The sequence below is a fragment of the Rhodoferax sp. GW822-FHT04A08 genome, assembly GCF_058801025.1.
This window is the reverse complement of sequence record NZ_JBXAMW010000024.1, coordinates 14280-40421: the sequence shown is the minus strand read 5'-3', so window position 1 is coordinate 40421 and position 26142 is coordinate 14280. Positions and strand designations below refer to the sequence as shown.

The following is a 26142-nucleotide window of genomic DNA, read 5'->3' as shown; positions in this document are numbered from 1 at the left end:
TGGAACTCCAAGCAGGGTGGCACAGGCTTGGTTGTAGTGCGTAACAAGGTGCCTGGAATTGACAACGAATGTTGCTATAGGACTACCGTCAAAAAAATCAGCCGGGTCCAACGCTGCCAGGCCTTGCACAGTGTTTTTGGTAGGCGTCTCGGAATGCAGCATAGCTTGTCCTTAAAAAACGCAAAACAACGCCAGCACATATATCAGCCAGCACGTTGTCATATTTCACTCACAATTCGTATCATCCTTCAAGTTAATTGCACTAAATTGTCGCAAGAAAACCGCGAAATAAGCGCTGAATTGGTTCTCACTTATCATCGAAAAGTCCGTCTTTCTTCCATGTGTAATATTCCACGCATCTAACACCGTTGCAACTAAGAATTGGAGATTATCTCTATTCATTGAAAGGCGGATTCAGCAAGTGGTTTAGATTGTTTGACGGGCAAAGTTACACGAAACAACGTGCCCTTTCCTACTTCGGTCTGCACTTCAATGTTGCCGTGATGTTTTTGCACAATACCGTAGGATAAGGACAAACCGAGTCCGGTGCCCTTGCCCACAGGCTTTGTGGTGTAAAATGGATCAAAGATGCGGGGTATGATTTCCTTTGGAATGCCGCAACCTGTGTCCTCCACTTCAATCCAGACCTGATTGCCATCAGACCCCGTACGGATATAGATCTTCCCGCGCTCCTGATTGATAGCGTGCGAAGCGTTGATGACCAGATTCATAACGACCTGGTTGATCTCAGATTGAACACACTCGACCAGCGGAATCTCCCCGTACTCCTTGATGATGTCAGCGTGGTACTTAATTTCGTTATTCACCACATTCAGGGTTGAATCTATTCCTTGACGCAGGTCGCTGGCACGCCAATCTAGTTGTGAGTCAACATGCGAGAAATTTTTCAGATCCTGCACAATTTTTCTGACGCGCTCAATACCATCACGCGACTCTCTCATTAGGTCCGGTACATCTTGCACGAGGAAGTCAATTTCCAATCTTTTCCGCAAATCTCTCAATTCTCTGGTTTTCTCGTCATCATTTACAGATGTCTCACAAGCCTCATAAGCCAGCAGCATTTCAAAAAGACTGGCTTGGTAGCTCTCCAGCATGCCGAAATTGGAAGAGATATACCCAATGGGATTGTTTATTTCGTGCGCAACTCCTGCCGCGAGTTGCCCAATGGAGGCCATTTTTTCCGACTGGATTAGTTGCTCCTGGGCTTTGAAAAGCTTTTCGTTGAGGTAAGTCAGTTCAATATTGCGGCTCAGCAACTCGGCTTCAATACGTTTGCGCTCCGTAATGTCACGTGCGAGGCCAAGAAGGCCAATCACGTTGCCTTCCCCATCACGCAGGTGCACTTTGGTCGTTTGCAGCCATCCAATTTCACCTGTATTCAAATTTGGGACCTGCTGTTCACAAGAGATTAAAGGCTCGCCCGATCGGATTAACTCCTGCTCTACGGCAAAATATTCCGTTGCAAGCTCCACGGGGTAAAAATCGAAATCTGTTTTTCCAATCATCTCCTCAGGAGTTCTCTTCCCCATCAGATTAGCCACGGCCTTATTGGCCAAGATAAACCGGCTATGGATGTCCTTGGCGTAGATCCGATCAGGCATGATGTCGATGAGTGTGCGAAATACCAGCGCTTGGATATGAAATGCCGTGCTTGAGCTACTGAGCTTACGTTCGTCTGGTTCATTAAGCCAGTCTTTGCCAGGGGCTATTTTGGTATTCATGAGCTGCCTCCATCGGTTGGGTCATAAGAATATCAGGTTCGTAACAGGAGAACCCTTCCTTTCAACGTGCAGAGATATTTCTTGAATTCCGCAACGCGTCGAATATAAATATGATGCATATCGACCATCAGAAATGGATCTGCAAATTTGAACGGTACTTCCATGAGATTCCCTAGTCCAAGATGATCTCACAACTGCTCATGGCAAAGGTCATCAGCTACCATCAAACATTTAATGCGCCGCGCCGGTCAAAATGGAATTGCCCAGTTGTAACGGCAAGCACCTCGATGGCGGGTGCTTAGATTTCCAGCGCCAGCGGAACTTCAAAACGGCCTCTGTGTTCAGACATTACATGTCTTGTGATCAATGCTCGGAAACTCCGGACGCAGCAAACTGTAGATTCGCTGTAACTACACAACATGCCCACATAAGGGAAAAGATTGGGGACAGCTGCCGGTTGGCCTCTTCGCAAAAAAAGACCAAGAAGCGCAGTGCGCTGGTGCAACCAAATGCCACTATCCAAACGGTCCCATCAGAAGGAGAGGGGGGGACCAACGGCGACAAGTAAAAAGCGCGAACCTGCCTGTGCCAGCGTTCTGCACTACCCAAGTAATCATCCTGCGGACTCTCTGATTGAAATGCCAAGTTGTCCACTTAGTTTGAAAACAGACACTAGGTCGACCAGGTCACGAGACTTGAAACGTAGGGCACCGGCGGCGTTGACAATCTCTTCAACCAAGGAAGCGTTTTGTTGCGTGACCTGGTCCATTTGAGTGACGGCCTCACCGACCTGTGCAACGCCTTGGCTTTGTTCCGTACTGGCAGTACTAATGTCTGTCATGAGGTCGGTCACCCTTTGTATGGCGCTGACCACCTCGTTCATCGTTTCACCGGCCTGGTGGACCAGTGCTGTGCCTTGTTCTACTCGCTCCACACTGGTTCCAATGAGGGTCTTGATCTCCTTGGCAGCGTCCGCAGCCCGGCCGGCCAGGCCACGGACTTCGGTGGCAACCACGGCAAAGCCACGGCCGTGTTCACCTGCTCGGGCGGCTTCTACTGCCGCATTTAGAGCTAGGATGTTGGTCTGAAAAGCAATGCCGTCGATGACACTGATGATGTCGAAGATTCTCTTCGAACTGTCGTTGATGCCTTTCATCGTGTCCACAACGCGGGCCACGACTTCCCCACCTTGGATCGCCACGAAAGAGGCGTTGCGGGCCAAACGGGTGGCTTGGGTGGCGCTATCGGCGTTTTGCTTGACCGTAGCGCCAAGTTGTTCCATTGAAGCAGCGGTTTGTTCAAGTGCACTGGCCTGATTCTCTGTTCGTGAACTGAGATCTTGGTTTCCCTCCGCGATCTGAGCGCTCGCCACGGCAACACCTTCAGAATGCTCGCGCACATTGCTGACAACCTTTGCCAAACCGGCTTGCATGGCCTTTAGTTGGGCCATCAGACTAACAGTGTCACCCGGCCGTAAGCTGATTTCTGCGCTAAGGTCACCCGATGCTACGCTTTGTGCGACCCTGGCTGCCTCGTGTGGCTCACCACCCAAGGGGTGGGTCACCGAGCGCGTGACCCACGTAGCCAGGAGCAGGCCCAATGCAATCGATACGCCCGAAATGATGCTCAAAAATATCTGGCTGGAATCAGCCGTGTGCTCGGCTTCTTTCTCGGCGTATGACAATCGCTCCTGCACATATGCCTGCACTAGATCCACATTTTTGAGGTATTCCTGAACAAGGGGCTGCAGGTCACGGTCCACTTCCGCACCAACATCCTCGCCCGCCAGTTTCCTCTTCAAAAGAGCATCACGAATGTCACGGTAGCGTTGACGGGACTTGCCAACCTGATCAACCAGCGCTTGACCTTGTTCATCATTGATGAGCGCGTCCAACTCCTTTTGCACGACGTTGATGTTGTTGACAGTATCGGCAATATCTTTTTGCAGCGAGGTAATGTAGGCGGTATCTGATGTCTTCAGCAACGCATGCAGCCGCAGCCAGTTGAGATTGATGGCCGCAGACCAGCGCAAAGCGAGCGTGTTACGTTGATTGTGGATGGTTGCAATTTGCTTGCTGTCGCGTTTGAGCGTTTGAAGATGCCAGACACCCAAGGCTGCCATTGCAGCGGTAATTAATATCATGACAGCAAAAGCTGCAGTTAACCGTGTGCTGACTTTTGTGGTCGAGATTCTCATGATGAAACATCCTCCCGGGCTGCTGAAAAATTATCGTTAGATGCCGTGCGCTTCAAAAAAACTGTTGAGAGTGGCCGTGTCAGTGACACCTGCCACCAAATTGGTCTTTCGAGAAACGCACTACTTGTTAGGGTAAATACTAACCCGATTCTGCATCAATTGCGAATTCAACATTACAAAGCAGTTACCAATAGCGGATATTGGGGTGCAAAGTATATGTATGGTCAAAGCGCAGACAAGGTGTGAAGAAGCCGCTCTCCAGTTTTGAAATTCAAATAGCCGAAAAATTTGAGTCCGCACTTATTCCCCGCGGGAACAAGTCATATTCCCCCAGCAAAAAGAATGGGCCTTCGCCTATATGAATTCTCCAACCCATCCACAAATAAAAGATCATCCAATTCGAATCCGTGGACATTGGCGTGCTCAGTGCCTAGAATGAAATGGCACCGTGGAATGAATTTATCAATTTCAATTTCTGCGTGCATATGTCGACTGGGTTTATCCTGCACATTCGAATGAAGGGCGCACATGTTGACAAATCAACGACCCGCGAAGATTCTGGTCATAGAAGATGATGAGTCGAATCGCAAGTTGCTTGAAATCTTTGTTGAAGCTGATGGTCACACCGCGCTGATGGCATCCAATGGTGAGACTGGAGTTGCACTGGCAGCATCCGAACAACCTGATGTCATTTTGCTGGATTTGATGATGCCCGGTTTGGATGGCTTTGAGGTTGTGCGCCGTCTCAAGAGCAATCCCTTAACGGCTTCGCTGCCAATCATAGTTGTCAGTGCTTTGTACGACGTATCGGCGCTCCAGCGCATGGCCTCTTGGGGTGTAGACGAGGTGGTGATGAAACCGGTAGACCGCTGGGAATTGTCAAAACTAATATCCAAATTGCTGGCTATATCAATGCAGTAGATCACGCACTTCCAAATAGACTAATGTGCTACCGCGGGGAGGGAATGATTAAAAATGATCAACTCAATTACGAATTTGAGTCGTGTCAATCGATTCTTGACGATGTTGAGTCGCATCAATCGCACGATTGTGCGCGCTGAATCGCCAGATCGCTTGTACGTCGATGCCTGTAATATCGCCGTTGAATCTGGGTTATTTCAATATGCTTGGATAGGACTGGTCGTTCCGAACTCGCGCCAGTTCAAGCAGATGGCGGACTGTGGCCATATTACGAATATTCCCGAGGTGAGTCAGTTATTGGTGGCGGCGGCCAATGAAGCACTGGAAAGAGGAGAGCCTGTCATTTGCAACGATTTGCATGCAAAAAAATTGGACAGGATTTCTACGCTGCTATGCAAGCTCACGGTTTTCGCTCCATGGCGGGAATGCCCCTTTGGGAAATACAGGAAGTTATTGGCGTACTACTCCTGTTCTGCAAAGACATAGATGCATTTGACCAAGACGTCAGCAAACTTCTGATCGAAGTGGCGGACGACATCTCGTTCTCGTTGGAGCACATGCGGGCCGAGCAGCAACGCATTGCAGGAGAAACACGGCTCCACTATCTTGCCTTTTACGATACGCAAACCGGGCTGCCCAACAGAGCAATGTTGGATGATCGGTTACCCAAGCTTGCGGGGATTGCCGACCAAAAGAGAGGTGGTCCCGCAAATTTGAACAGATTGATAAGCGCAGTCTCCCCGTAAACGGGCCGCAAAATAGGCCCACTGAGACTGGAGCAAGACATGAGCAGAAGACCCCGCCGGAATCATTCACCGGCATTCAAGGCACAGGTAGCACTTGAGGCCGTTCGCGGCGAAAAGACCCTGGCCGAGATCGCGCAGAAGCACGATCTGCATCCCACTCAAATCAACGAATGGCGCAAGATGCTGCTGGACCGGGCCGCCGATGTCTTTGGCGCTGACAGCCGCCCCGAGGAGCCTACCGTGGACCTCAAGGAGTTGCACGCCAAGATCGGGCAACTGACGCTGGAGAAGGATTTTTTGCAAGGCGCGCTCAGCAAAGCGGGACTGCTGAGCGGAAGAAAATGATCGACCGCGATCACGACCTGGCCGTCACGCACCAAGCCCGGTTGCTCAATATCAGCCGTGGCACCGTCTACTACCAGACACAGGAATGCAGCGCTGAAGACCACAAGCTGATGCGCCGCATCGACGAGCTGCATCTGGACTATCCGTTTGCTGGCAGCCGCATGTTGCGCGACATGCTGCGCAGCGAAGGTATGGTGGCGGGGCGTCGGCATGTGCGCACACTGATGCACCGCATGGGCATTGAGGCGCTGTACCGCAAGCCCAACACCAGCAAGAAGCACCCCGGCCACAAGGACTATCCCTACCTGCTGCGGGGCCTGAAAATTGAGCGCGCCAATCAGGTCTGGGCGATGGACATCACGTACATCCCCATGGCCAAGGGCTGGGTGTATCTGACGGTGGTGCTGGACTGGTACAGCCGCAAGGTACTGGCGTGGCGCTTGTCGATCTCCATGGATGTGGACTTCTGCATTGAAGCCGTCAGAGAAGCCATTGTCCGTTGGGGGCGACCTGAAATCTTCAATACCGATCAGGGCAGTCAGTTCACCAGCCATGACTTCATCAAGCTGCTCAAAGACAACGATATTGCGATCTCGATGGACGGCAAGGGGTGCTGGCGGGATAACGTGTTTGTCGAGCGTCTGTGGCGTTCTGTCAAATACGAGGAGGTCTATCTCAAGGCATATTCCAGCGTCACCGAAGCGCGGACAAGCTTGGGTAAATATCCGAGCTTTTACAATTGCACCCGGCCGCATTCGACGCATGCGGCCAGTACCCCGGAAACGGTTTACTTGAAATCCCTGCCGGACCTCAAGAAGGCAGCATAGCCGTCACCCCCGGACTGCACTTATCAAATCGATTTGAGTGTTCAAAGAAACGGGACCACCTCTGACTTACCATTAGTGGCGGGTTGGCATTTGAAATTTGCACCGGTTTATGCGAGGAACCCCTAACGCCCGCCCGATGGCATGAATATTGCTGTGATTTTATGAGGGGTCTACTGTTTAGAGATGACGAGAAGTGAACAAGATTTGCAATATGAAAAGGCAATTTAGTGTACTTGGCGATGGCCTTATATCGCTGCTTGCTGGTTTGATGCCATGAGTGCAACAATCGCAGAAGACTCCCAAGTATGGGAGCAATTCAATGTCGTACGGGGTCATCGTTTGACGCTGGCATATGTGGTTTGCCTAACCATCATTGGCATACTTTCTTTGGGTGCCCACTATTTCGTCCTTGAGGTTATTCAGCAGCAGAAGAAATCTAGCGCGGTGATTAACTTGAGTGGACGTCAGCGCATGCTGTCGCAGCGCATTGCTTTTTTGTCGATGGAATACGGGCTGAAGTTTGACGCAAAGTTGCGCGAACAACTCGAAACTGCCATTGATGAGATGGCCAAGGCTCATGAGCGACTCACCTTGGGAGACGAAACCGGCGGAGTTCCGAGGCCGGGTTCACCGCAATTGAAGAAACTGTATTTCACACCGCTTAGTGGCATTGATCCTTTGGTGCGGTCCTACATAGCAGATGCACGTTTATTGTTGCAAATTGTCCCTAATAGGCAAGAAATTCTGGCCTCTGCAGTCCACAAAAGAATTGTGGAGGCGGCTTCTAATCAGTTGCTGGTTCAATTGAACAGTGCTGTGCTGGAGTACGAGCGACAAAATGTGTCCGCCGTTGAGGATCTTCGCCAGATACAGACCGCACTTTTGCTGGTACTGGTAGTCGTTTTGCTGGGCGAGGCCCTGCTGGTCTTTCGACCACTGGCCGCCAAGTTGCACCAGTTTGCGCAGGCTCTGGCGCGCATGGCAATGCACGACTGGCTCACAGGCCTACTCAATCGCCGCTCACTGAACGAAGCGGCGTCACGGCTGGCAGCAATGCAGAGTCGAAGAGAAATGCCACTAAGTGTCTGGCTGGTTGATATTGACCATTTCAAGCGCATAAACGATCAGCATGGCCACGGTGGTGGCGATTTGGTGCTCAAGCGTGTTGCGACGGTGCTAGCCGAGAGCATGCGCACCGAGGACTGTGCGGCCCGTTGGGGCGGTGAGGAATTTGCCATCTTGCTGGCTGGTGCGGACGAAGCTCGTTCCATGGAAGCCGCCCAACGCATGCGAGTACGCATCGCTAACACGGAGATAGACTTGTCAAGTGGCACAAAAGTGAAAGTCAGCGTCAGCATAGGCGTCAGCCGTTGGAACCCCAGCGTAGGTGACAGCTTTGAAGCAGCGCTTGACCGCGCGGACAAGGCCTTGTATCGCGCTAAGGCAGAAGGACGCAATGAAGTTCGCGCCGAAGACGCGTACACTTCGCCATCGTTGCGCCATGATCTAGCTGCATTGGACACGTCATTTCTGGCCCCATCGGCTACTTAGAAAGTGCTACCCACCGCTACACGGCGTCAACACACTTTGAACTTTGGAAGTGTTGAAAAGTAAGAAACCTTAGACTAGAAGTCGAGCCCCGAAAGGGATTCGATTTGAAGCTGCTTCATGTGCAGCGCCTCCTCAAGTTTTTTATTGGCTACAGCCAGTTCCAAGTTCGAGGTGAGCACTTCAAGATTTAGCCTTTGATTTTCATCTGCCAACTCTTTGTGTTGGAAGGCCTCTTCAATTGCAAGCAGAAGCTGCTCATCAACCCATGGCTTAGTCAAAAACTTATAGATTGCACCTTCGTTCACCATGGAAGTTATCGCATTCAACTCCGTAAATCCAGAGAGGACGATTCGGATTGTATCGGGATACCTATCTTTTACGATCCTAAAGAACTCCATTCCCGTCATGCCAGGCATGCGTTGATCAGATACGATCACGTCAATGGAATACTTGGCCAAAACTTCCAAGCCGGCTTGTCCTCCGTCGGCTGTAAAGATCTGCGCATTGATGTTTCTTAGTAGGCGCTTTAGTGCATTGACAATAAACGGCTCATCGTCCACCAACAACACCGTCCGCTTCGGTTTTTCGAAATGCAACAACTCTGGGGGTAGCCGCCTATCCAGGATCACCATATCTTCAATTTGTCTGGCGTCTAACGGTTTGCTGAAGAGATAACCTTGAATTTCATCACACATGTTGAGTCGCAGAAACTCGCACTGCGCCTCTGTTTCCACACCCTCGGCGATGACACACATGCCCAGGCTATGCGCCATTGAAATAATTGCCTTAACGATGGCTGCGTTGTTATTCGCTCCAATATTGCGTACAAACGACTGGTCAATCTTCAGAAAATCGATTGGGAATTGCGTCAGATACGCAAGGCTTGAGTACCCGGTTCCAAAATCATCAATGGACATCTGTAGTCCAAGTGCCTTCAGGCGCCATAAGACATCTTTGGCCCGCTCGACGTCAGTCATTAACAGGCTTTCTGTAAGCTCGATTTCAAGCAATTGCGGCTCCACTCCTGTCTGAGCCAGTATGGAAGTGATGTATTCCACCAAGTCGAGCTGCTCGAACTGCCGAACAGACAGATTTACCGCCACGCGAAGCAGACCATGTCCCGCTTCCCTCCATATCTTGCATTGTTCACATGCAGTGCGAATCACCCAGCTCCCAATCGGCACAATCAGCCCAGTCTCTTCTGCTAAGGCTATGAATTGAGAAGGCGGCACGAGACCCAGCTCAGGGTGATTCCAGCGCACCAGAGCCTCTACACCGATAACCTTGCCGCTGCGCAAGTCTACTTGCGGCTGGTAATGCAAGACGAATTCGCTGCGTTCGACCGCCAGTCGAAGCTGGCCCTGAACGGCCAGTTGCGCCTCAATTCTTGCGCCTAACTCAGTCGTGTAAAACTGGAACGTATTGCGCCCCAATCGCTTGGCACTGTTCATGGCAGTGCTCGCCGCATGCAGCAAAGCCTCACATTCCTTCCCATTTTGGGGGAACAAACTCACGCCGATACTGCAGGTAACTTGCAGCTCCCGTCCTGCCAGCATCACCGGCTCGGAGACGGTCTTCAAAACTCTGTGGAGGATTTCAACCAAATAGGGATCAGACGCGTACGCATCTGCGTCAGCAAGTTTTTGCTGGACTTGGGCCTCAGCTTCAGACGAATCGAGCAAGACCAGTGCGAACTCATCATTTCCCAAGCGCGCCACCGTGTCACTTCCGCGAGTGCAAGAGCTAAGCCGCGTACTGACGATTTTCAGCATTTCGTTGCCTGCTGCATGCCCCAGGCTGTCATTGATTGACATGAAATGGTCCAACCCAACTACCAAAACCAAAAAGTGACGCTGCTGCCTGCGTGCCACGGCAACCGCTTGGTTCACACGGTCATCCAACAAATTTCGATTGGGAAGTCCTGTCAATTCATCGAAATTGGACAACCGCACCACTTGCGACTCAGCGGCTCGCCGGGCCTCCAACTCTTTGGACAGATTGCGGTTCTGCTCCAACATTTCCTGCGACGCCAGATCGAGCGAACGCTCTACCATGACACGGTCGGTATCGGCCTGATAGTAGGCCTCGCTGATAGCCTCGAAAAGCGCAGTCATACCAACCGAAAGATCCTCCCTCTTGCCATAGAGCCGCTTGATTTGACGTTGAAGTAGAGGATGCAGCATTCAGGATTCAATGAACGTAGTGATGGTCATGGTTTGGTTGTGTAGCTCGCACGACTCTCCGAGCTTATGCGGGGAAATCTCGCCGTAGGAATAATATCCCGCCAAAACGGTGTTGATACCTAGTACGTCGCGTACCCCCTCAACCTCCTCCTCGACACGTTGCTTGAGCACCAGCTTGCGACCAACGCAGCTGATGAGCAGGGCCAATTGTGCGGATTCATGCTGCATGGGTGCCGCGCTGATCTTGGCCGCGCCACACGCGCCGTCAATCAGGCGTTCAAAATTGGCCTTCATCAGGCGCACATGGCCCCCCATCGGCATGTCGCCTGCGAAAGTCATACTTCTGTCGGCCTCGTTAATGGCGAGAATGGTGCGGACGACACCGCTTGAGGCCGAAACACTGCCCCCGTTGTGATTGGGGTAACGCAGGGAAAGCGGGAACAACAATCCGGTTGCCGGCAGTCCAGCTGCTTGCTCACCCAGATAAAGCTTGTACAGGTCCAACGCTGGTTTGCCATCCAAGTCAAACAGTACATTTCCCTCGGAGCGGGTAATCTCGCGCTCAGGGCCAAAAGGGTCCCAACCACCTAGCGAACCGTAACCAACCTTGATCCTGGAGCCGTACAGGCCAACCGCAACAATCAGGCCTTCGGTCGGCACATCATTTGCACAAACCAGAGTCTCTAAAAAGTCGGCGCCGTCGGCGGACAGGCCACCGGTTATCTCGACATGCGCCGGTAGCTTGTTCTTCATACCCAGCACCAAAGCGGTTCCGTTGACTCTCAATCCGTCCGAAAACACCAGTACATGCACCAATTCTTCCGCTGGCAAAGAGGCAGCCAGCGCCAGTCCCGCCGAAAAGCTGGCGGGAGGCTCAACAATTTCCACCTTGGACATATGCAGCCAGGTGTGCTCAAAGTCCACCACCGTCACCACCAAGGTGTCGTCACTCACATTGGTGTCATGTATTTCGCCGGCGGTGGAGCAACCTACAATTAATCCCTTAGGGAACGCATGGCGAATGTCTCGGAAATTGGCCCTGTCCCGCAACAAGTTCGGGCTTCCAAAAATCAGAACAAGTTGATTGGAATGGTCTTTGGAAAAATTGTCGAACTTAAGTTGCTGCAGACTTTCGGCTGTAAAGACTTGCTGCGAGATACGCATATCTGCTCTCCCCTGTATTTGCCTGACCATGCACGCTCGTCTTGAATGCTACAAGAAGAGGCCACCTCAGTATGACAGAGGTAGGCCCATCTCTGTCAGTCAGCAAAGCTGCGAGTTCAATAGAAAGCATAATTCAGAGGGATATTACTGTGCAAGCAACTTAAATTTTGAGTACGCCGATGAATGCATATTCCTGTGGCGCTGTTGCCGCATCAATCGCGTTACCATTTCGCGCAGTTGTCCTGCGTTTAATTCGTCTGAGGAATGCTGCCATGGGCATATGGGCTACAGTGTCAGTGCAGCAGCATATCCACCGTTGGCACATCTCCCTTTGGAAACATTTGCCATTACCTATAACGGTCACACAGCGGCTATAACGCCTGGCTAGCCCAAGCGGCGGCTTCCTCATCAAAATTCAACGTTGATTTCAATCGGAATTCAATTTTTGATTTGACTCACGACTTTTCAACTGAATACAATAACTCCTTTGCACGCGATTGTATTTTCTGGTTATATATGGGGCGATCTTACGCATGAAAACGTTTAAGTGTTGCCGTAAAATTCAGATAAAGGTAGACAGTGATGCACTGTACGATTACAGTAAAATGTATTGAAAGAGGGTGATTCCATCCACTAAAACAAATGGAATTAGACTTTACTTGGAAACCAGAATACTGCGTTGGGAACGTCGAGTTAGATATACAGAACCGGACGTTTCTTCAATTGTGCGCGCGTGCCAGAGAATGTGCGGAAGGAATTCAGGGCGACGAGCACTTTCATGCGGTCCTCAATGATCTGATGCAGTATGCGCTAAAGCATTTCAATTTGGAGGAAACTGTGCTGGAGAAAAATCACTATCCAGAAATTGAAGCACAGAAGAGTAGTCACCTAGAATTTATTCGCACACTGACGCTTTATCTTGAGGCAGCAATGTGCCGTCATCTAAAGAAGCAAGAGGTTGCCGATTTTATTTGGAATTGGTGGCTGTTTCACATTCTTAAATCGGACATGAGATTCCGAGACACCTTGATGGCAAGGAAGACTAAGTGATGGATCTACTAGGTTTTCAAGGTAACTGCAATTTGGCCGAAATGTAATAGAAGGAGGGGCACACTAGGCCAAAACCCGGACAGATGATCGTTCTGATTTAAGCCCGAATTCAACTCAGGGCGAGGTCAGAACCGAACGCAGCCTGAGGTTTTTCGCTTCTTCCTGGGTGTCTTCGATGGCAATCCTAGACATTGGCATATTGTTGATTGCTTATAGACCAAGCGCCTTCAATAAATCATGGCAATGCTTAGAGACCAAGTCCAAATCAGCCTTACTGGTCTTCACTGTTTTCTTTTGAAAACGATGAAGCACATAGACGGCATCTGCAAAGTTGGCAGCATACGCAACGCACTGAATGCCTCCTAAATTCGAATCTTTTTTACGCCATTGCCCACGGTTCTCATGGGCTTCAAACCTCCGATGATTTCAGCCCTACCCCAGTAGGTCTGGAGCTCAAATTTACCAAAGGCGATATCCATGCACCGGTTGGCTTTCACAACGAAAAACAAATTTAAGGTTAGTTGCCAAAAAGAAACCCAGCCTTTGGGCTGGGTCAAATCCATATGGCTATGGCGCACGTCAGGGAAGGAGACGTGGGGCTTTTTACGGCCCGGAAGAATCATGAACCATTTATCATACTTTGGCAATACCTTAATGGGGCACGAATTGTAAAATCGAATCTGGTGAGCACTTCTAAATGCAGCCTCATGGAACGCCAGCTGAATCTGCGTGACGGTAAGCATGTCGTGCATCCCAACGGGTTGCCTCTAGGCCACATGTGTAAGCAACGTGAGACCTGTTAGCTCGCCTGGTGAGTGCTGACGTCTTGATAGGATCAAGTTCGTCGGAAGCGCCTCCTGGTAAATGCTTGAATAAGCGCGTGAAGGGGCGTTAATTGCGTCGTGCGCAATCTGCCCCTGACCGTACAATTTCCATCAGACATCGCAAAACCAGGCAAAAACTCCAGCGTCTGTCTGTGCAGCAGAAAGCAAAACATTACTTGGTCAGCCCTTCTTGTGTCCGTCGGATCCCCAATGACCAAACGCCTTATTTCCGAATATGCGCAGCAGCAACGTCTACAGTGGATTGCGGTGTTGTTGCTCTTGGCTGTCTTGGGAGTGGGGATTTGCATTCCGCTAAAGCGGAGCCACGATCTCACGCTGTCACGAGAAAACGATCGTCTACGTGCACTTGCACACGTCGTTAACGACAATCTTTCGCGACAACTGGTCGGCGCCGATGCGGCACTAAGCAGCGTTCGCGATGACATGGCGTTTCTAATGGCCTCGGGCATGGCGACTCATGGCTCGCGTCGCTTGGGCGCGCTTAGCGATGCAATGCCTGGTGTGCGTTCTATGATCGTGACCGATGAGGCTGGTAATGTTCTGGCATCCAGTCGAAAGGAATTGATGGATTTCAATGCCAGTCAACGCGCATACTTTCAGACAGCGAAGGCCAATCCATCGGCTGACGCGCTTTTTGTCTCAGAACCGTTTCAGACAGTCACCCAGCTTTTTTCTATCAGTTTGGTCAAAGTTTGGAAGAACGAAAGGGGGCAGTTCGGTGGCGTCATCGTAGCCTTGCTTGAGCCAGATTATTTTGAGGTGGTATTGCGTTCTGTGTTGTATGCCGACGACATGCGCACCACCCTGATTCATGGATCTGGAAAAATGTTCATGAGTGTTCCTGATAACCAAGTGACCCAAGGCATGAAGGTGGCAGGACCGGATTCAATGTTCAGCCACCATCAAGACAGCGGACGCACAGAGAGCTTGTTTACTGGTGTGGTTGACGCCACTGGCGTCGATCGTATCGTGGTGCTTCTTACGACGCGTCCTGAATCCCTGCACATGGACATACCGTTTGTACTGACGGTTAGTCGCAACCTTCAGGCGGTGCTGGAGCCGTGGCGCCAGGAGTTGGCACAGTATGTGGCTATGTATGGAGTTCTAGCCAGCCTGGTTATTGTTACGTTGATCCTGCTACAGCGACGGCGAAAGTCATTGGTCGAATTCATGCGCCTGAGGGAACAAGAGTCACGTGAACACGCAGAAATTCTCGAAATGGCTCTGGCTGGCGCTGACCTAGGCATGTGGGTATTGGACATTGAATCAAGTAAACGCAAGGTCAACGCGCGGGCACAAGAAATCATTGGATTGGGTCCAGAAGACCCAGTCGATGACATCGCGGCTTGGTCCTCCAGGATACATATGGATGATCGGCCAGTTGCTCGTGAATTGGGAAAGGCCCATGGGCTGGGTCAATCCGATTCGCTCGTTATGGACTATCGTGTTCAGCACAAGGATGGGCATTGGGTTTGGATTCATAGCCGAGGGAAAGTGACCCGTTACAGTTCAGAGGGATTGCCAACAACTATCGTTGGAACGTACTTGGACGTGACAGATCGCAAACTGGCCGAATCTCAGATTGCTGAAATTGCCTTTTATGATCCGTTGACCAAATTGCCAAATCGTCGTTTGCTAATGGATCGCCTGGCACAAGCACAGCTTGCGAGTGCCCGCTCAGGCAAACCGGGCGCCGTGGTGTTTTTGGATTTGGATCGATTCAAGTGGGTCAATGACAACCTTGGCCACGATGCGGGCGACCAGTTGTTGCTTGAAATCGCTCGTCGCCTGCTGTCTTGCATGCGCCAGAGTGATACGGTATCGCGATTAGGTGGAGATGAATTCGTACTGGTCGTCCATCAACTGCATGAGTCATTGGAGGAAGCTCCAACGGATGTCAACGTACTGACCGAGAAACTGTTGAGCACTTTGCGCGAACCAATACTTCTTGAAGGAAGGCAGCATATTGTAACCACCAGCATTGGCGTCACAATTTTCGTTGGCGGCACGCAATCGCCCGAGATGTTGCTAAAACAGGCGGACCAAGCTATGTACCAAGCAAAAGCAGCAGGGCGCAATCTCGCGTGCGTCTATTCCAATGGAAACTTAAAGTAGAGAAAATTCTGGATGCAGTCCTATCTGCGCGCATCAAGGTGTTCTCATGCAAGACCGGGCCTTCGGTTGTGGGCATCCTGTTATGCCTCATCGATTCGATACGGAACACTATAAGACGTTCCGTATGGAAAAACAATTGTGTGTCCGACGTCCCCCCGTATTTGAGTAGCACGTAACTCTGGAGTCCAATCCCATGAAACAGGAGATTGGACGTGAAGAAGCGATTTACAGAAGAACAGATCATTGGCTTCCTGCGCGAAGCCGAAGCGGGCCTGGCGGTAGCCGAACTGTGCCGCAGGCATGGCTTCTCAGAGGCCAGCTATTACCTTTGGCGTAGCAAGTTTGGCGGCATGAACGTGTCCGATGCCAAGCGCCTGAAGGAACTCGAAACGGAAAACGCACGCCTCAAGCGGCTGCTGGCCGAAGCCATGCTGGAGAACGAGGTGACGAAAGAAGCCTTGAGAAAAAATGTATGGTCCGCCCCGCCTTTGCAAGGCCCAGGTTTTGACGAAGACAGTTTGCACAAATGTATCCGGCCTCTCGCGGGTGGACTGCTGTTGCAGCCAGGCCATGATGAGATTCGCGCGCAGGGTTCCCAATAAATGGTTCGGACTGATGGGGTCCGCTTTTTTTGCCGGGCTTACGCTGCGCCGATCGCCTGTTTCGTCATCACTTTAGAACCGAGCAAACCAAGAAGGTGGACAAGAATTCAATTTATCAGGTTGGTTGGGGCACCAGGCTAGGATCGCGTCGCTCGTACAACGCCCCTGCTTTGGTCAAAACAACCCACGCGATGCGCGCCAACTTGTTGGCCAATGCGACGACAACCTTATTGGGGTGCATTCGCTGTTCTAGGGTGGTGAGCCACCGGCCCAGTCGATCACGGGATCGATCCAAGTGTAGTACGCATGCGCGGGATCCATGAATCAGAAGCCTTCGGACATAGTTGTTACCACGCTTGCTAATGCCCAATAAATGCGTTTTTCCACCCGTGGAATATTCCGCCGGGGTCAGTCCAATCCAGGCTGCTAGATCGCGAGCCGTTTTGAACTGGCGCCCATCGCCCACCGCGGCGACCAGTGCCGAGGCTGTCAATTCGCCTATGCCGGGGATCGTGGTCAGGCGTCGCGCACGATCCGACTGGTGGGCAATTGCGCTGATTTGCCGTGTCAAAGCAGCAATGCGTTGTTCTAATGTTTGGAGATCGCTATTCAGATCGCCAAGCAGCTGTCGCATCCCGGGGGACAGATCGTTTGTCTCTTCGGCCAGCACAACCGGCAGGGCAAGCTTGAAGGCGCCAACACCGTGCCTCAATGCAATGCCGTATTCCAGGCAAAACGCCCGCATTTGGTTGACTAGACGGGTACGGGTGGAAACCAGTAACTCCCGGCTGCGATGCAAGGCCTGCAAGTCCACCTGTTCGTGGTGCTTGATCTGCACGAATCGCATCGTCGGGCGCGTAACGGCTTCGGCGATGGCGGCAGCATCCACGGTGTCATTCTTGTTCGACTTGACATATGGTTTGACAAACTGGGCGGGGATGATGCGAACTTCGTGCCCAAGAGCCTGCAGTTTGCGCGCAAGCCACTGGGAGCCAGGGCAGGCTTCCATTCCGATCTTCGCAGTAGGCACATTTACGAAGAAGTTTTGGATCGCGCTACGGCTGAAACGCCCCTTGGTGACGGGATTTCCATGAACGTCAACCCCAACGACATGGAACCAGGTTTTGCCTAAATCAATGCCGTAGGTCACGGCAACTGCGTTTTGATTGCTCATGTGAATCTCCTTCGGAATAAGCAACGGAAGACTAGCCACATCCGCGAGAATGGGTATTCTGTTTCGCGGATCACCCCATCAGGGGGCGGGGCGGACCATCTCATTAGTGGTGAGCGCACCGGCCAGACGTGAACTGGTGCGCCACATGGTCAGCCAAGGGCTGAGCGAACGTCGTTCTTTGTGCGTCATTGGCATGAGCGCCAGCGCTTACCGCTATGAGCCCGCACCGGAGCGCAACTGCGCACTCAAGGAGAAGATCATTGCCCTGGCCCAACGGCATCGGCGCTACGGCGCCGGCATGATCTATCTGAAGCTGCGCCAGGCCGGTGAGCTCGTCAACCATAAGCGCGTGGACCGCCTGTACGCTGAGGCTGGCCTGCAAGTGAAGAAGCGCAGGCGCAAGAAGATCCCGATGAGCGACGGGCATCCCCTGGAGCGGCCGACGGCCGCCAATCAGGTATGGTCCATGGACTTCGTGTTTGACCGCACGGCCGAGGGGCGCAGCATCAAGAGTCTCACGGTGGTGGATGACGCAACCCACGAGGCCGTGGCGATCGTGCCAGAGCGTGCATTGGGTGGAAACCAACTGGTGCGCATCCTGGAGCAATTAGCCAGCACCAGAGGGTTGCCCAGAGCGATACGGACAGACAACGGGAAAGAGTTCTGCAGTCGGGCCATGCTGACCTGGGCGCACGCACGTAGCGTTCAGCTGTTCCTGATTGAGCCGGGTAAGCCCAACCAGAACGCCTACATCGAATCATTCAACGGACGGTTCCGGGATGAATGTTTGAACGAACACTGGTTCACAAGTCTGCAACATGCCCGTGTGATCGTTGAAGCTTGGCGCAGGGAATACAACGAGGAGAGACCGAAGAAATCACTGGGTGGCCTAACACCGACAGCCTATGCAAAAACATTGCTTCAAAAACCAGTTAAATTAACCCCGGACTCCAAAGCCCAGTACTACTGAAAATGGGGGGACGTCGTGTCGTTGCGGGTGCTGTTAACGCCTGTCAATAAGAGCACTTTTTGGGCAATGCCGAACACTTTTCGAAAAAAGGCCACCATACCAAGATGCTGGCGTAGGTTCACATCAGGTTAGAGGGGGCAAACCAAGTAGGTTGGCAGGCGGCAATTAGGGCAGACATTTGAGCACTCCCTTTCCTTCAGTTTGAAGGCCTCCTGAAATTCTAAAGCTCCGGGGCTCGGACGACTTTTGGGGGATAACTGGAAAGCACGACCGAGGTGGATACTGCTCCGAGTTTGGCAAGTGCATCAATTGCCACTTCCAATTGAGGCATTTGGGTGACAACCACACGAACTGCAAAACAATCTTCGCCAGTGATTCGGTACGCTTCAATGACCTCGGGCATTGCCGCGAAGGTTTGTAGGCATTGCTTGATTTGAGCGTGTGTGGTACGTATGCGAATCCATGCCGATGTGTGCAATCCAGTCAGACTCAAATTGATTCTTGCACCATACCCTTCGATCACACCTTGCGCTTCAAGTTGTTGAATCCGTGTGGTGACAGCTGGCTGAGACAGGCCAACTTTTTTGCCAATTTCAGTGTTGGATATGCGGGCATTAGATTGCAGCAATTCCAAAATTTTCCAATCCAATCTATCGAGCGAAATTTTCTTTGATTTCATTTGCGAAATGAGATATTTTTCAATGAAACAGCTGCTGGCTGCGTAAGCTTTCCTTGATTTTCCGATGGCAACCGAAGGGGCATATTTTTACAATCATGCGCATATTAAAGGAGTGTATGAAATGGATTGTCCTGTTGTCGTTATACCTGGCCACGGAAATTCGGGGCCTACGCACTGGCAGAGCATCTGGCAGGCGCGCAATCCACCGTGGCAACGAGTGAGTGTCGACGATTGGGATAATGCTGTGTGCGACGAATGGGTATTGGCCATTGATCGACAAATTTCTGAACTGGGTTCCGAGACCTTGGTCGTTGCCCATAGCCTTGGTTGCTTGGCGTTCGTTCACTGGGCGAGTCGCATATCGCGGCGAATTCGAGGCGCATTGCTCGTTGCCGTACCTGCCCCGGATTCGCCTGCCTATCCGGCCTCCTCATCAATCGGTTTTACGCCTCTGCCAATGCAGCGGCTGCCTTTTCACAGCACATTGGTTACCAGCACTGACGACCCGTATGGAAGCGCGCTTTTTGCGCGTACCTGTGCACAGGCCTGGGGCAGCCTGTATGTGGAAGCCGGGCCACGCGGGCATTTGAATTCAAACAGTGGTCTGGGCGATTGGTCGGAAGGCTACAAGTTGTTGGAAAAATTAAGTGGCATTGAATAAGGGAAATACTCGCCGGAACAGATGACGAAATAACCACTCCGAAACTCGATCAAAGTCCGCTACCAGGCCAACCGTTCATCTGTTCAAAACAGCACATCTTCTTCGCCCAGATTGCCGGGTGTGACAGAACCAGCGACCGCCCGCCTGTCCTCTCGTAGAATAGGCTGAGTCTGCTCGCTGTACTATTTGTATGTGATTTCCAGCAAGTTGCCAAGAGTACGAAACACAGTGGCGGCCTGGCGCGGTGTCCAATCCACCGGCACTTTGATTAATCGATTGCCACGGCTCATGTACAAGGCCAGTTCTTGTGTGCGACACCGCTTCATGATTTTTTGTCCTTTGCTTTGCCCGTGGCTCGGTTAGTGGTCTCTCGTTGCGCTGCATTTGCTTCAGTCTACTTCTTGGCCTCCTTGAGCAAGTAAGACTGGCCGTCCAGGGCGATGGTCTTGCAACGGTACACCGGCCGGCCGGTCGATCAGCAGCACGACGAAGGGGCCGTTCGGAAATACCTCGTGTCACTCGTTGAAGGCGTGGTTGGTCGTGAAAACTGTGCTTTTGTACACTGCGCAGCTGCAGGCCGTGTAGGTAGGTGCGAGAACGCACACCTCTGGCGCCTCAGACGACATGCTTCAGCTGTCGGTCAATTTGCTGCTGGCAATTGTCTTGGAGAGGAGAGATTCAACCAGGTCCGACATGGCGCCGCATTGTTCCGGTGGAAATTCGGTTACATGGTCCTTCAGAGCCAGGGAGATATACACCATAGCATCGCGATAATCTTCCAAGGCCCGTGACAATGTCAGCATCTGCTGACTCAATGGTGACATGCTTTGGCGATCATTCATCACGCGTCCTATGGCAAATGGCTCGATGTTTAGAAGGATTCCCAGGCATCCCCAGCACTTGCAAGCGCTGTTCTATCTTGCTTAGATGATGGCATAGTGGAAGCGTGCTTCGTAACGCTGATCAAGCGGGTCCTGGCTTCGGGCTTTGCCTGGGTCACCAGTCGGCCGCGGTGATCCTCTTTCTTGAGTTTGATTGCATGAGGAGTATGTGGGCTCACCTTTACGTTAGACAGATTTTGACCTTGGTCAAATTTGAATACGGTTACGATGTCCACCAAGTCTCCTGCTTGGGTATTTAGGCTACCGGCCGCTGCCGCCATCTCCTCCACCAGTGCTGCATTTTGCTGGGTGACCTGGTCCATCTGCATAACGGAATCACCTACTTGAGAAACGCCAACACTCTGTTCTTGGCTGGCGGCACTGATTTCGCCCATGATGTCGGTCACACGGCGAATACTGCTCACCACTTCGGTCATGGTGACGCCGGCTTGGTCGACCAGCATCGTGCCTTGCTCCACCCGCTCCACACTGGTGTCAATCAGGCTCTTGATTTCCTTCGCCGCATTGGCTGAACGACCAGCCAGGCTGCGCACTTCACTGGCTACCACCGCAAAGCCACGGCCTTGCTCCCCGGCGCGTGCTGCCTCCACCGCTGCGTTGAGGGCCAATATGTTTGTCTGAAAGGCGATGCCGTCGATGACGCTAATAATGTCTCCGATCTTTTTGGAAGATTCATTGATATCATTCATAGTGTCCACCACCTGAGACACCACTTCTCCACCCCTTAGGGCGACGGTGCTGGCATTCTGAGCCAATTGATTGGCCTGCCTGGAGTTGTCTGCGTTTTGCTTGACCGTAGAGGACAATTGCTCCATGGAGGCCGCTGTTTCCTGCAAGGCGCTCGCCTGACTCTCCGTGCGTGTGCTCAGATCCTGATTTCCTTGTGCAATTTGTGTAGAGGCGGCAGCTACGGCTTCTGATCCTTTGCGAACTTTGCCAACGACATCAACCAAGCTGGACTGCATCTCCTTAAGCGCCATCAGCAATTGTGCGGTTTCACTCGTTCCCTTGACATTGAATTGAACACTCAAGTCTCCATCTGCAACGGCACGCGAAATATTTACAGCCTGGTTGAGGGGATGTGTGATGGAGCGGATGATCCAAATAGCCATCAGCACGGCGATCACCAGCGCAATGGTTCCTGAAGACCATACAGCAGCCTGGAGGCTTGCAACTGCGGAGTTGGCGTCATTGGCCGAAGCCTGGCTCTGTGTGTTCTGGAAATCGATTAATGCATCAACCGCATTGCGATACACCATTTGCGCGGGACGGACTTCTGTCAGGAGATATGCTTTGGCCTCCTCGGTTTGGCCAACCCCTATCAAATCGATGTACTTATCCTGCGCTGGTATAAAGGTGGAACGGGCGTTTACAATGTTCGCTAACAGTTCCTTTCCCTTTTCGCTCTTAACTAAGCTTCTGAGTCTGTCGATATTTTCGCCAATGTTAAGGCGTGCGGACTCAATAATTTTTATTTGCTTCTTCACCTCCTTCTCATCGCCCATGATGGCCATGTTGCGCATCGATAGGCCGATCTGCAATACATTGTCATTGATCTTGTGAAGTGTTTCCAGTTTAGGAATACGGTCGTCGGTAAGTTGAGACAACACCTGCTCCACCGTCGAGACCTTAATGGTAGACATAGCACCTATGAAAGCGACCAAGAGTGCCATCATGCCGAACCCAAGGGTGAGTCGGGTGGATATTTTCATATCGTTGAAATTCATAATTTTCCCTGTTTGTACTGATTGAAGGCCATTGACTTTTCGGCTACGCCACTTTTCGGTCGTTGCTTGCACCAAATGTCAGAGTCGACTCAGCTGGCCAAAAAATCGCAGCTGAAGGTCTGGCATGCATGAACCCTTGCACCATATCTGCGCCGGCGTCTCTCGCAATGGTTTGCTGAGCTTCAGTTTCAATGCCTTCGAAAATAACCTCTGCCTCCAAGTCGTGCACAATTTCAACCAATTTAGGCAGCATTCGCCTCACGCGCGAATCTTCGTCTGCCTTGACAATAAGCGCGCGGTCCATCTTCACCACCTGAGGTGACAGCATCCAAAGTCGGTCGAAGTTCGAATCACGTGCACCGAAATCGTCAATCGCGATTTTGAAACCTTGATTGGTATAGGCGGACACCGCTTCGACTAGGCGATCATGGTCACTGATACGTGACTCTAAAATCTCCAAGACAAGTGCTCTTTGAGGTAAGCCGCACATTTCCAGAAGTGGCCCGAAAAAGCGCCCGTGCTGCCCGCTGTTGATGGTCATCAGATTGCGCCCGTCCATGTTTAGGTACAGGTTGACGTCCCCGGGGGCCTGACGAGAAAAGTTCACGACATGCAGCATGCGACAAATGCGATCAAGAAAGATCGTGTCCTTCAATCCGGCAGTCTGTTCGAAAACTCTTTCAGGGGAAATGCTTAAGCCAGAGCCATCCGTTGCTCTCAGCAAGGCTTCATGACCCGTTGGGATGGATTTTGATATCGAAAATATTGGCTGAAAAACCGACCGCAGCACAATACCGCAATGGTGTGCGTAGAAGCCTAAATTGGCGTCAAAAAGGATTCGAACGTTCCGACTTGGATTGGGGTTCCAATCAGCAATGAACTTCGACAGATCCCGCTGAACATCGGAACCCGCCTCCAATTGGTTGATAAAACTCATGACCACCCCTCCCTCGGATAGAACTCACCTTCATGCCCAAATTGAAATAGGACCTTGTTCCAAGCGCTGCATGCTTACGTTATCAAAAGTTGATTCAAATCAATTTACTTATTAGGGTAAATACTATCATGACTTGATTGATACTCCTTGAAGGGAAGTTACGAGACGATTACAAATCGCGTTGCCTGCAGACGTTCTTCAGAGATCGAGTAAGGCGTATTTGGTGAAGCGACACGAAGCCAATACATAAAAAATACAAGATTGACTTGCCACTGCACTCTGCCTCCATACGTTATGCAATGCACAGATTGGCTCTCGAAACAGGTTAGAAAAGAGTATTGCCGTGGATACTGCAGTATCAAAATGATGGAAGGCCATTAACAGTCATGTACGAAATGAGCTTTTGCAAATGCTAGTGCCATTGATAACTTCACATCTATTCTCCTGGGGAACAAGTCCTAGTCTTCAGGTTGAAAAATGCTTTGTATGTGGTGCGTTGTAAATCTCGGAGTTTTGTCGAGGAAGTGGGGTCCGGCCGGAAAAAGGCGCTCAGCTAGTCTTACGATCAGACGGCAAGGCTGTAGAACTGATTGGCTGCGGACATGGTTTGACCGGTGGGACGGCTTATCTGCCCCGTCTTGATCGTATGCATGGTTTCGATTCGGGCGACGATGAGCCTAGCGCTCCAAAATGCTTGGAACCCAAGCATTGGTCGCGTGATCCGCTCGATGAAGTTGTTCAGATATTTATGCTGGCGCATCAGGATGTCGACGCAGGCATCAACTTTGACACTTTCATTGGCGGCCGTGTTGGCGCCGCTCTTGTCGATGGCGATCTAGTTAGGTACTTCGTCCAGGTTGATTGCGCGCTCCAGAAAGCGCCGCGCCGAGGCCAGATCTCAGTTGGCAGTGAGGAGGAAGTCCGCCGTGTCGCCAGAACGATCGACAGCGCGATAGAGGTACTTCCACTGACCGGCTACTTCGATATAGGCCTCGTCAAGCCGTCTACTCTGCCCGACTAGTCGTTTACGTCGCCGAAAGATTGACGTCAACACCGGAAGCATCTGGATAGCTCAGCGATGCACTGTTGAGTGGTCAACAAAAACACCACGCTCTTGCATCATTTCCTCATGTAATGGCGGTGTAAGTGGTTACCAGTCCCAAGCCTATCCTGTGATCCCAGATTGGTTCTGGAAAAGCAGAGAGGATGTACACGAAAGTGGCCTTATACGCCAAAGTCAGGCGCGCAGTCTTGGTCGAGTTCATGGGTGAGCGCGTCGCAGCAAGGAAACAAAGTTCCGACGTCACATTGCAGGTTGAATTTCCAGTTTGCAGTCATCGGGTCCGGGGCTTCACAACGATTTCAGAACTCTGACATAGACGACTTAGAGCTCGACACTGAAATCAGGTGGTGCGATTTATGTTCCGTGTGTTTTGGTCGTATCACCTGAATGAAAGGACCCCTCGTCCGTCAGGTCATCCACTCTGTCCAACCATGATTGCAGTTCATCAGGGTATGCCTCGCCATGGTCTGCGTGCCATCTGCGTCGGGTTTGTCTGGCCATAGAACGCAATTGCCAAGCAGCCTCTATGGCAAGCAAAGACAATTCGACTTTCACGATATCGTCCTGTATGCCATCTCCAATTTGCACCAGTTGCTCCCGGGCTACACCCACCGTGGCAAGGGCGCGCTGCAACTGCGCTGTTTGTGCTGCCAACGCATTGAGTCCATATAGCCGTTCTTTAGGTAGGCCGGGCGTCTTCATGAGCGTGCTGGGCCAATGGGCAATAGCGTCCTCGATGTCCATCAAGCGTTGCACGGGATCTTCCAACACTAGGCTCATCGCATTGGCGGCATCTTGGTCCGGTCGCAGCAAGCGCATCACTCTCTCAACGTGTACGCTGTCGTAACGGTGCATGTTCATGCGAAGCAAGACGGACAGGCGCATTTCAGGTGCGCGTCTTTCATGTGAGAACATAGCAGCAACCACTGCGGCCAATCCCAGAATGCGACCCGAAGGGCTAATGGCGTCTCCCGCCAGATTGCGCGGGTAGCCTGAGCCATTCAGGCTTTCATGGTGCTCTTCCACTGCACGCACCGCCTCCTTGGGAAACTCGTGGTGACGTTTCAATAGCATCGCACTGATCAGGGGATGCGTATACAGCTGCCGCCGCAGGGTGCGGCTCAAGACTTGTTCTGGCTGCAACAAGACCGGATCAAGGTGGAGCATGCCCAAATCATGTACCAGCCCTACGGTAGCTGCCATGCCAACATCAAATCGCAATGAGGTGGGTGTCTTGGCAAGCCAGGCAGAAATCAATGCGACCTGCACGCCATGAATGAAACTGTCATACTGCACTTCGCTGCATAAAGTCACCTGGAATGCAATGGGTGCTGGCAAAGAGATTTTGGAAACGACATCCAGCAGCAATTCTCTCATGCCGGCGTCAGCGGCCATGCGGGCAAGGAAGGGGATTTGCAGGAACAGATTTTCTGCAGTCTCACGCAGAAACTTGCCATCGACGGTGGAAGCGCTCGATACCAGATTTTCAATAGGCTCTGACAATCGGTGCTGCATCAAGCGCTCGTACATGTCGGCGTTGATAGCCACACCTTTCTCAGCAACTTTGATGCCCTTGTCATTGAAAATGGGTGCTGTGGCCAAGACGGGTTTTCTCTCTCCGAAATCTGTTACGGCCCTTGTGAAATGTTTGCTGTCTGTTTGTATCTCTGCAGAATCGGTCATGTGCTACTCAGTGCTATTGCCAGTTCATTTTGAACATCTATGAAGCATCCGTCCGAAA

19 protein-coding genes and 3 pseudogenes are annotated in these 26142 nt (G+C 51.6%); 9 read left to right on the top strand and 13 right to left on the bottom strand.

The annotated features are described in order from the left end of the window. Positions 1–398: 398 nt before the first annotated feature. A complete protein-coding gene (locus AC1RMF_RS24915; protein ID WP_493145135.1) occupies positions 399–1742 on the bottom strand; it encodes a sensor histidine kinase in 1344 nt (447 codons plus the stop codon). A 613-nt stretch (positions 1743–2355) separates the two neighbouring features. After that, entirely contained in the window at positions 2356–3939 is a 1584-nt protein-coding gene (locus tag AC1RMF_RS24910) for a methyl-accepting chemotaxis protein (RefSeq protein WP_493145133.1), read from the bottom strand. A 528-nt stretch (positions 3940–4467) separates the two neighbouring features. Here AC1RMF_RS24910 and AC1RMF_RS24905 point away from each other — a divergent pair. From AC1RMF_RS24905 to AC1RMF_RS24890, 4 genes are all read left to right on the top strand, one after another. Continuing rightward, positions 4468–4860, top strand: coding sequence for a response regulator (locus AC1RMF_RS24905; RefSeq protein WP_493145131.1), 393 nt, complete (start codon positions 4468–4470; stop codon positions 4858–4860). A gap of 344 nt (positions 4861–5204) precedes the next feature. After that, a complete protein-coding gene (locus AC1RMF_RS24900) occupies positions 5205–5606 on the top strand; it encodes a hypothetical protein (protein ID WP_493145129.1) in 402 nt (133 codons plus the stop codon). A gap of 39 nt (positions 5607–5645) precedes the next feature. Beyond that, positions 5646–6778 (top strand): IS3 family transposase gene (locus AC1RMF_RS24895; protein WP_493145127.1). Its coding sequence is split into 2 segments (ribosomal slippage): positions 5646–5898 and positions 5898–6778, totalling 1134 coding nucleotides; the frame shifts between segments, so codons are not numbered across the junction. Between the two features lie 273 nt (positions 6779–7051). Further along, complete coding sequence (locus AC1RMF_RS24890; protein ID WP_493145125.1) at positions 7052–8329, top strand: diguanylate cyclase; 1278 nt, start codon at positions 7052–7054, stop codon at positions 8327–8329. A gap of 74 nt (positions 8330–8403) precedes the next feature. Here the strand turns inward: AC1RMF_RS24890 and AC1RMF_RS24885 are convergent, their stop codons facing one another. Beyond that, a complete protein-coding gene (locus AC1RMF_RS24885) occupies positions 8404–10512 on the bottom strand; it encodes an EAL domain-containing protein (protein ID WP_493145123.1) in 2109 nt (702 codons plus the stop codon). Further along, complete coding sequence (locus tag AC1RMF_RS24880; RefSeq protein WP_493145122.1) at positions 10513–11676, bottom strand: FIST signal transduction protein; 1164 nt, start codon at positions 11674–11676, stop codon at positions 10513–10515. Positions 11677–12318: 642 nt separating this feature from the next. On the opposite strand from AC1RMF_RS24880, the gene AC1RMF_RS24875 reads away from it, so the two are divergent. Continuing rightward, positions 12319–12726, top strand: a complete 408-nt coding sequence (locus tag AC1RMF_RS24875; protein ID WP_493145121.1) for a bacteriohemerythrin — start codon at positions 12319–12321, stop codon at positions 12724–12726. Between the two features lie 210 nt (positions 12727–12936). Here AC1RMF_RS24875 and AC1RMF_RS24870 read toward each other — a convergent pair whose 3' ends face one another. Further along, positions 12937–13038 carry a hypothetical protein gene (locus AC1RMF_RS24870; protein WP_342616784.1) on the bottom strand — a complete coding sequence of 34 codons (102 nt, stop codon included), beginning with the start codon at positions 13036–13038 and terminating at the stop codon, positions 12937–12939. Between the two features lie 50 nt (positions 13039–13088). Then, positions 13089–13469, bottom strand: coding sequence for a hypothetical protein (locus AC1RMF_RS24865; protein ID WP_493145119.1), 381 nt, complete (start codon positions 13467–13469; stop codon positions 13089–13091). A gap of 291 nt (positions 13470–13760) precedes the next feature. On the opposite strand from AC1RMF_RS24865, the gene AC1RMF_RS24860 reads away from it, so the two are divergent. Together AC1RMF_RS24860 and AC1RMF_RS24855 are read left to right on the top strand one after the other, a co-directional pair. Next, positions 13761–15686, top strand: a complete 1926-nt coding sequence (locus tag AC1RMF_RS24860; protein ID WP_493145118.1) for a bifunctional diguanylate cyclase/phosphodiesterase — start codon at positions 13761–13763, stop codon at positions 15684–15686. A gap of 212 nt (positions 15687–15898) precedes the next feature. Then, positions 15899–16171, top strand: a pseudogene (locus AC1RMF_RS24855) (transposase); the annotation flags it as partial. A gap of 232 nt (positions 16172–16403) precedes the next feature. On the opposite strand, the gene AC1RMF_RS24850 reads toward AC1RMF_RS24855, so the two are convergent. Further along, on the bottom strand, positions 16404–17462 hold the full coding sequence (locus AC1RMF_RS24850; RefSeq protein ID WP_493145117.1) for an IS110 family RNA-guided transposase: 1059 nt from the start codon (positions 17460–17462) through the stop codon (positions 16404–16406). A gap of 106 nt (positions 17463–17568) precedes the next feature. Here AC1RMF_RS24850 and AC1RMF_RS24845 point away from each other — a divergent pair. Beyond that, a pseudogene (locus AC1RMF_RS24845) lies at positions 17569–18413 on the top strand (IS3 family transposase); the annotation flags it as partial. Between the two features lie 239 nt (positions 18414–18652). On the opposite strand, the gene AC1RMF_RS24840 reads toward AC1RMF_RS24845, so the two are convergent. Next, positions 18653–19111, bottom strand: a complete 459-nt coding sequence (locus AC1RMF_RS24840) for an Lrp/AsnC family transcriptional regulator (RefSeq protein ID WP_493145116.1) — start codon at positions 19109–19111, stop codon at positions 18653–18655. A gap of 64 nt (positions 19112–19175) precedes the next feature. On the opposite strand from AC1RMF_RS24840, the gene AC1RMF_RS24835 reads away from it, so the two are divergent. Beyond that, a complete protein-coding gene (locus AC1RMF_RS24835) occupies positions 19176–19772 on the top strand; it encodes an RBBP9/YdeN family alpha/beta hydrolase (protein ID WP_493145113.1) in 597 nt (198 codons plus the stop codon). Positions 19773–20401: 629 nt separating this feature from the next. Here the strand turns inward: AC1RMF_RS24835 and AC1RMF_RS24830 are convergent. The 5 genes and pseudogenes from AC1RMF_RS24830 to AC1RMF_RS24810 all read right to left on the bottom strand — a co-directional run bounded on the left by AC1RMF_RS24830 (position 20402) and on the right by AC1RMF_RS24810 (position 26084). After that, complete coding sequence (locus AC1RMF_RS24830; protein ID WP_342616783.1) at positions 20402–20614, bottom strand: hypothetical protein; 213 nt, start codon at positions 20612–20614, stop codon at positions 20402–20404. Between the two features lie 29 nt (positions 20615–20643). Further along, entirely contained in the window at positions 20644–22401 is a 1758-nt protein-coding gene (locus AC1RMF_RS24825; RefSeq protein WP_493145112.1) for a methyl-accepting chemotaxis protein, read from the bottom strand. A gap of 43 nt (positions 22402–22444) precedes the next feature. Beyond that, the gene (locus tag AC1RMF_RS24820) at positions 22445–23338 is read right to left on the bottom strand and encodes an EAL domain-containing protein (protein ID WP_342616781.1); all 894 of its coding nucleotides are present in this window, start codon (positions 23336–23338) and stop codon (positions 22445–22447) included. Between the two features lie 565 nt (positions 23339–23903). Continuing rightward, positions 23904–24470, bottom strand: a pseudogene (locus AC1RMF_RS24815) (IS6 family transposase); the annotation flags it as partial. A gap of 285 nt (positions 24471–24755) precedes the next feature. Beyond that, positions 24756–26084 (bottom strand): HD-GYP domain-containing protein, encoded by a 1329-nt coding sequence (locus AC1RMF_RS24810; RefSeq protein ID WP_493145110.1) that lies wholly within the window; start codon positions 26082–26084, stop codon positions 24756–24758. Positions 26085–26142: the final 58 nt, after the last annotated feature.

Bases quoted from the DNA above. Each gene is read 5' to 3' on its own strand.
- AC1RMF_RS24850 (WP_493145117.1), bottom strand. From the start codon at position 17,462: ATGAGCAATCAAAACGCAGTTGCCGTGACCTACGGCATTGATTTAGGC.
- AC1RMF_RS24840 (WP_493145116.1), bottom strand. From the start codon at position 19,111: ATGAAATCAAAGAAAATTTCGCTCGATAGATTGGATTGGAAAATTTTG.
- AC1RMF_RS24835 (WP_493145113.1), top strand. From the start codon at position 19,176: ATGGCAACCGAAGGGGCATATTTTTACAATCATGCGCATATTAAAGGA.
- AC1RMF_RS24915 (WP_493145135.1), bottom strand. From the start codon at position 1,742: ATGAATACCAAAATAGCCCCTGGCAAAGACTGGCTTAATGAACCAGAC.
- AC1RMF_RS24880 (WP_493145122.1), bottom strand. From the start codon at position 11,676: ATGCGTATCTCGCAGCAAGTCTTTACAGCCGAAAGTCTGCAGCAACTT.
- AC1RMF_RS24905 (WP_493145131.1), top strand. From the start codon at position 4,468: ATGTTGACAAATCAACGACCCGCGAAGATTCTGGTCATAGAAGATGAT.
- AC1RMF_RS24810 (WP_493145110.1), bottom strand. From the start codon at position 26,084: ATGACCGATTCTGCAGAGATACAAACAGACAGCAAACATTTCACAAGG.
- AC1RMF_RS24875 (WP_493145121.1), top strand. From the start codon at position 12,319: ATGGAATTAGACTTTACTTGGAAACCAGAATACTGCGTTGGGAACGTC.
- AC1RMF_RS24825 (WP_493145112.1), bottom strand. From the start codon at position 22,401: ATGAATTTCAACGATATGAAAATATCCACCCGACTCACCCTTGGGTTC.
- AC1RMF_RS24865 (WP_493145119.1), bottom strand. From the start codon at position 13,469: ATGCTTACCGTCACGCAGATTCAGCTGGCGTTCCATGAGGCTGCATTT.
- AC1RMF_RS24910 (WP_493145133.1), bottom strand. From the start codon at position 3,939: ATGAGAATCTCGACCACAAAAGTCAGCACACGGTTAACTGCAGCTTTT.
- AC1RMF_RS24885 (WP_493145123.1), bottom strand. From the start codon at position 10,512: ATGCTGCATCCTCTACTTCAACGTCAAATCAAGCGGCTCTATGGCAAG.
- AC1RMF_RS24830 (WP_342616783.1), bottom strand. From the start codon at position 20,614: ATGAATGATCGCCAAAGCATGTCACCATTGAGTCAGCAGATGCTGACA.
- AC1RMF_RS24820 (WP_342616781.1), bottom strand. From the start codon at position 23,338: ATGAGTTTTATCAACCAATTGGAGGCGGGTTCCGATGTTCAGCGGGAT.
- AC1RMF_RS24890 (WP_493145125.1), top strand. From the start codon at position 7,052: ATGAGTGCAACAATCGCAGAAGACTCCCAAGTATGGGAGCAATTCAAT.
- AC1RMF_RS24860 (WP_493145118.1), top strand. From the start codon at position 13,761: ATGACCAAACGCCTTATTTCCGAATATGCGCAGCAGCAACGTCTACAG.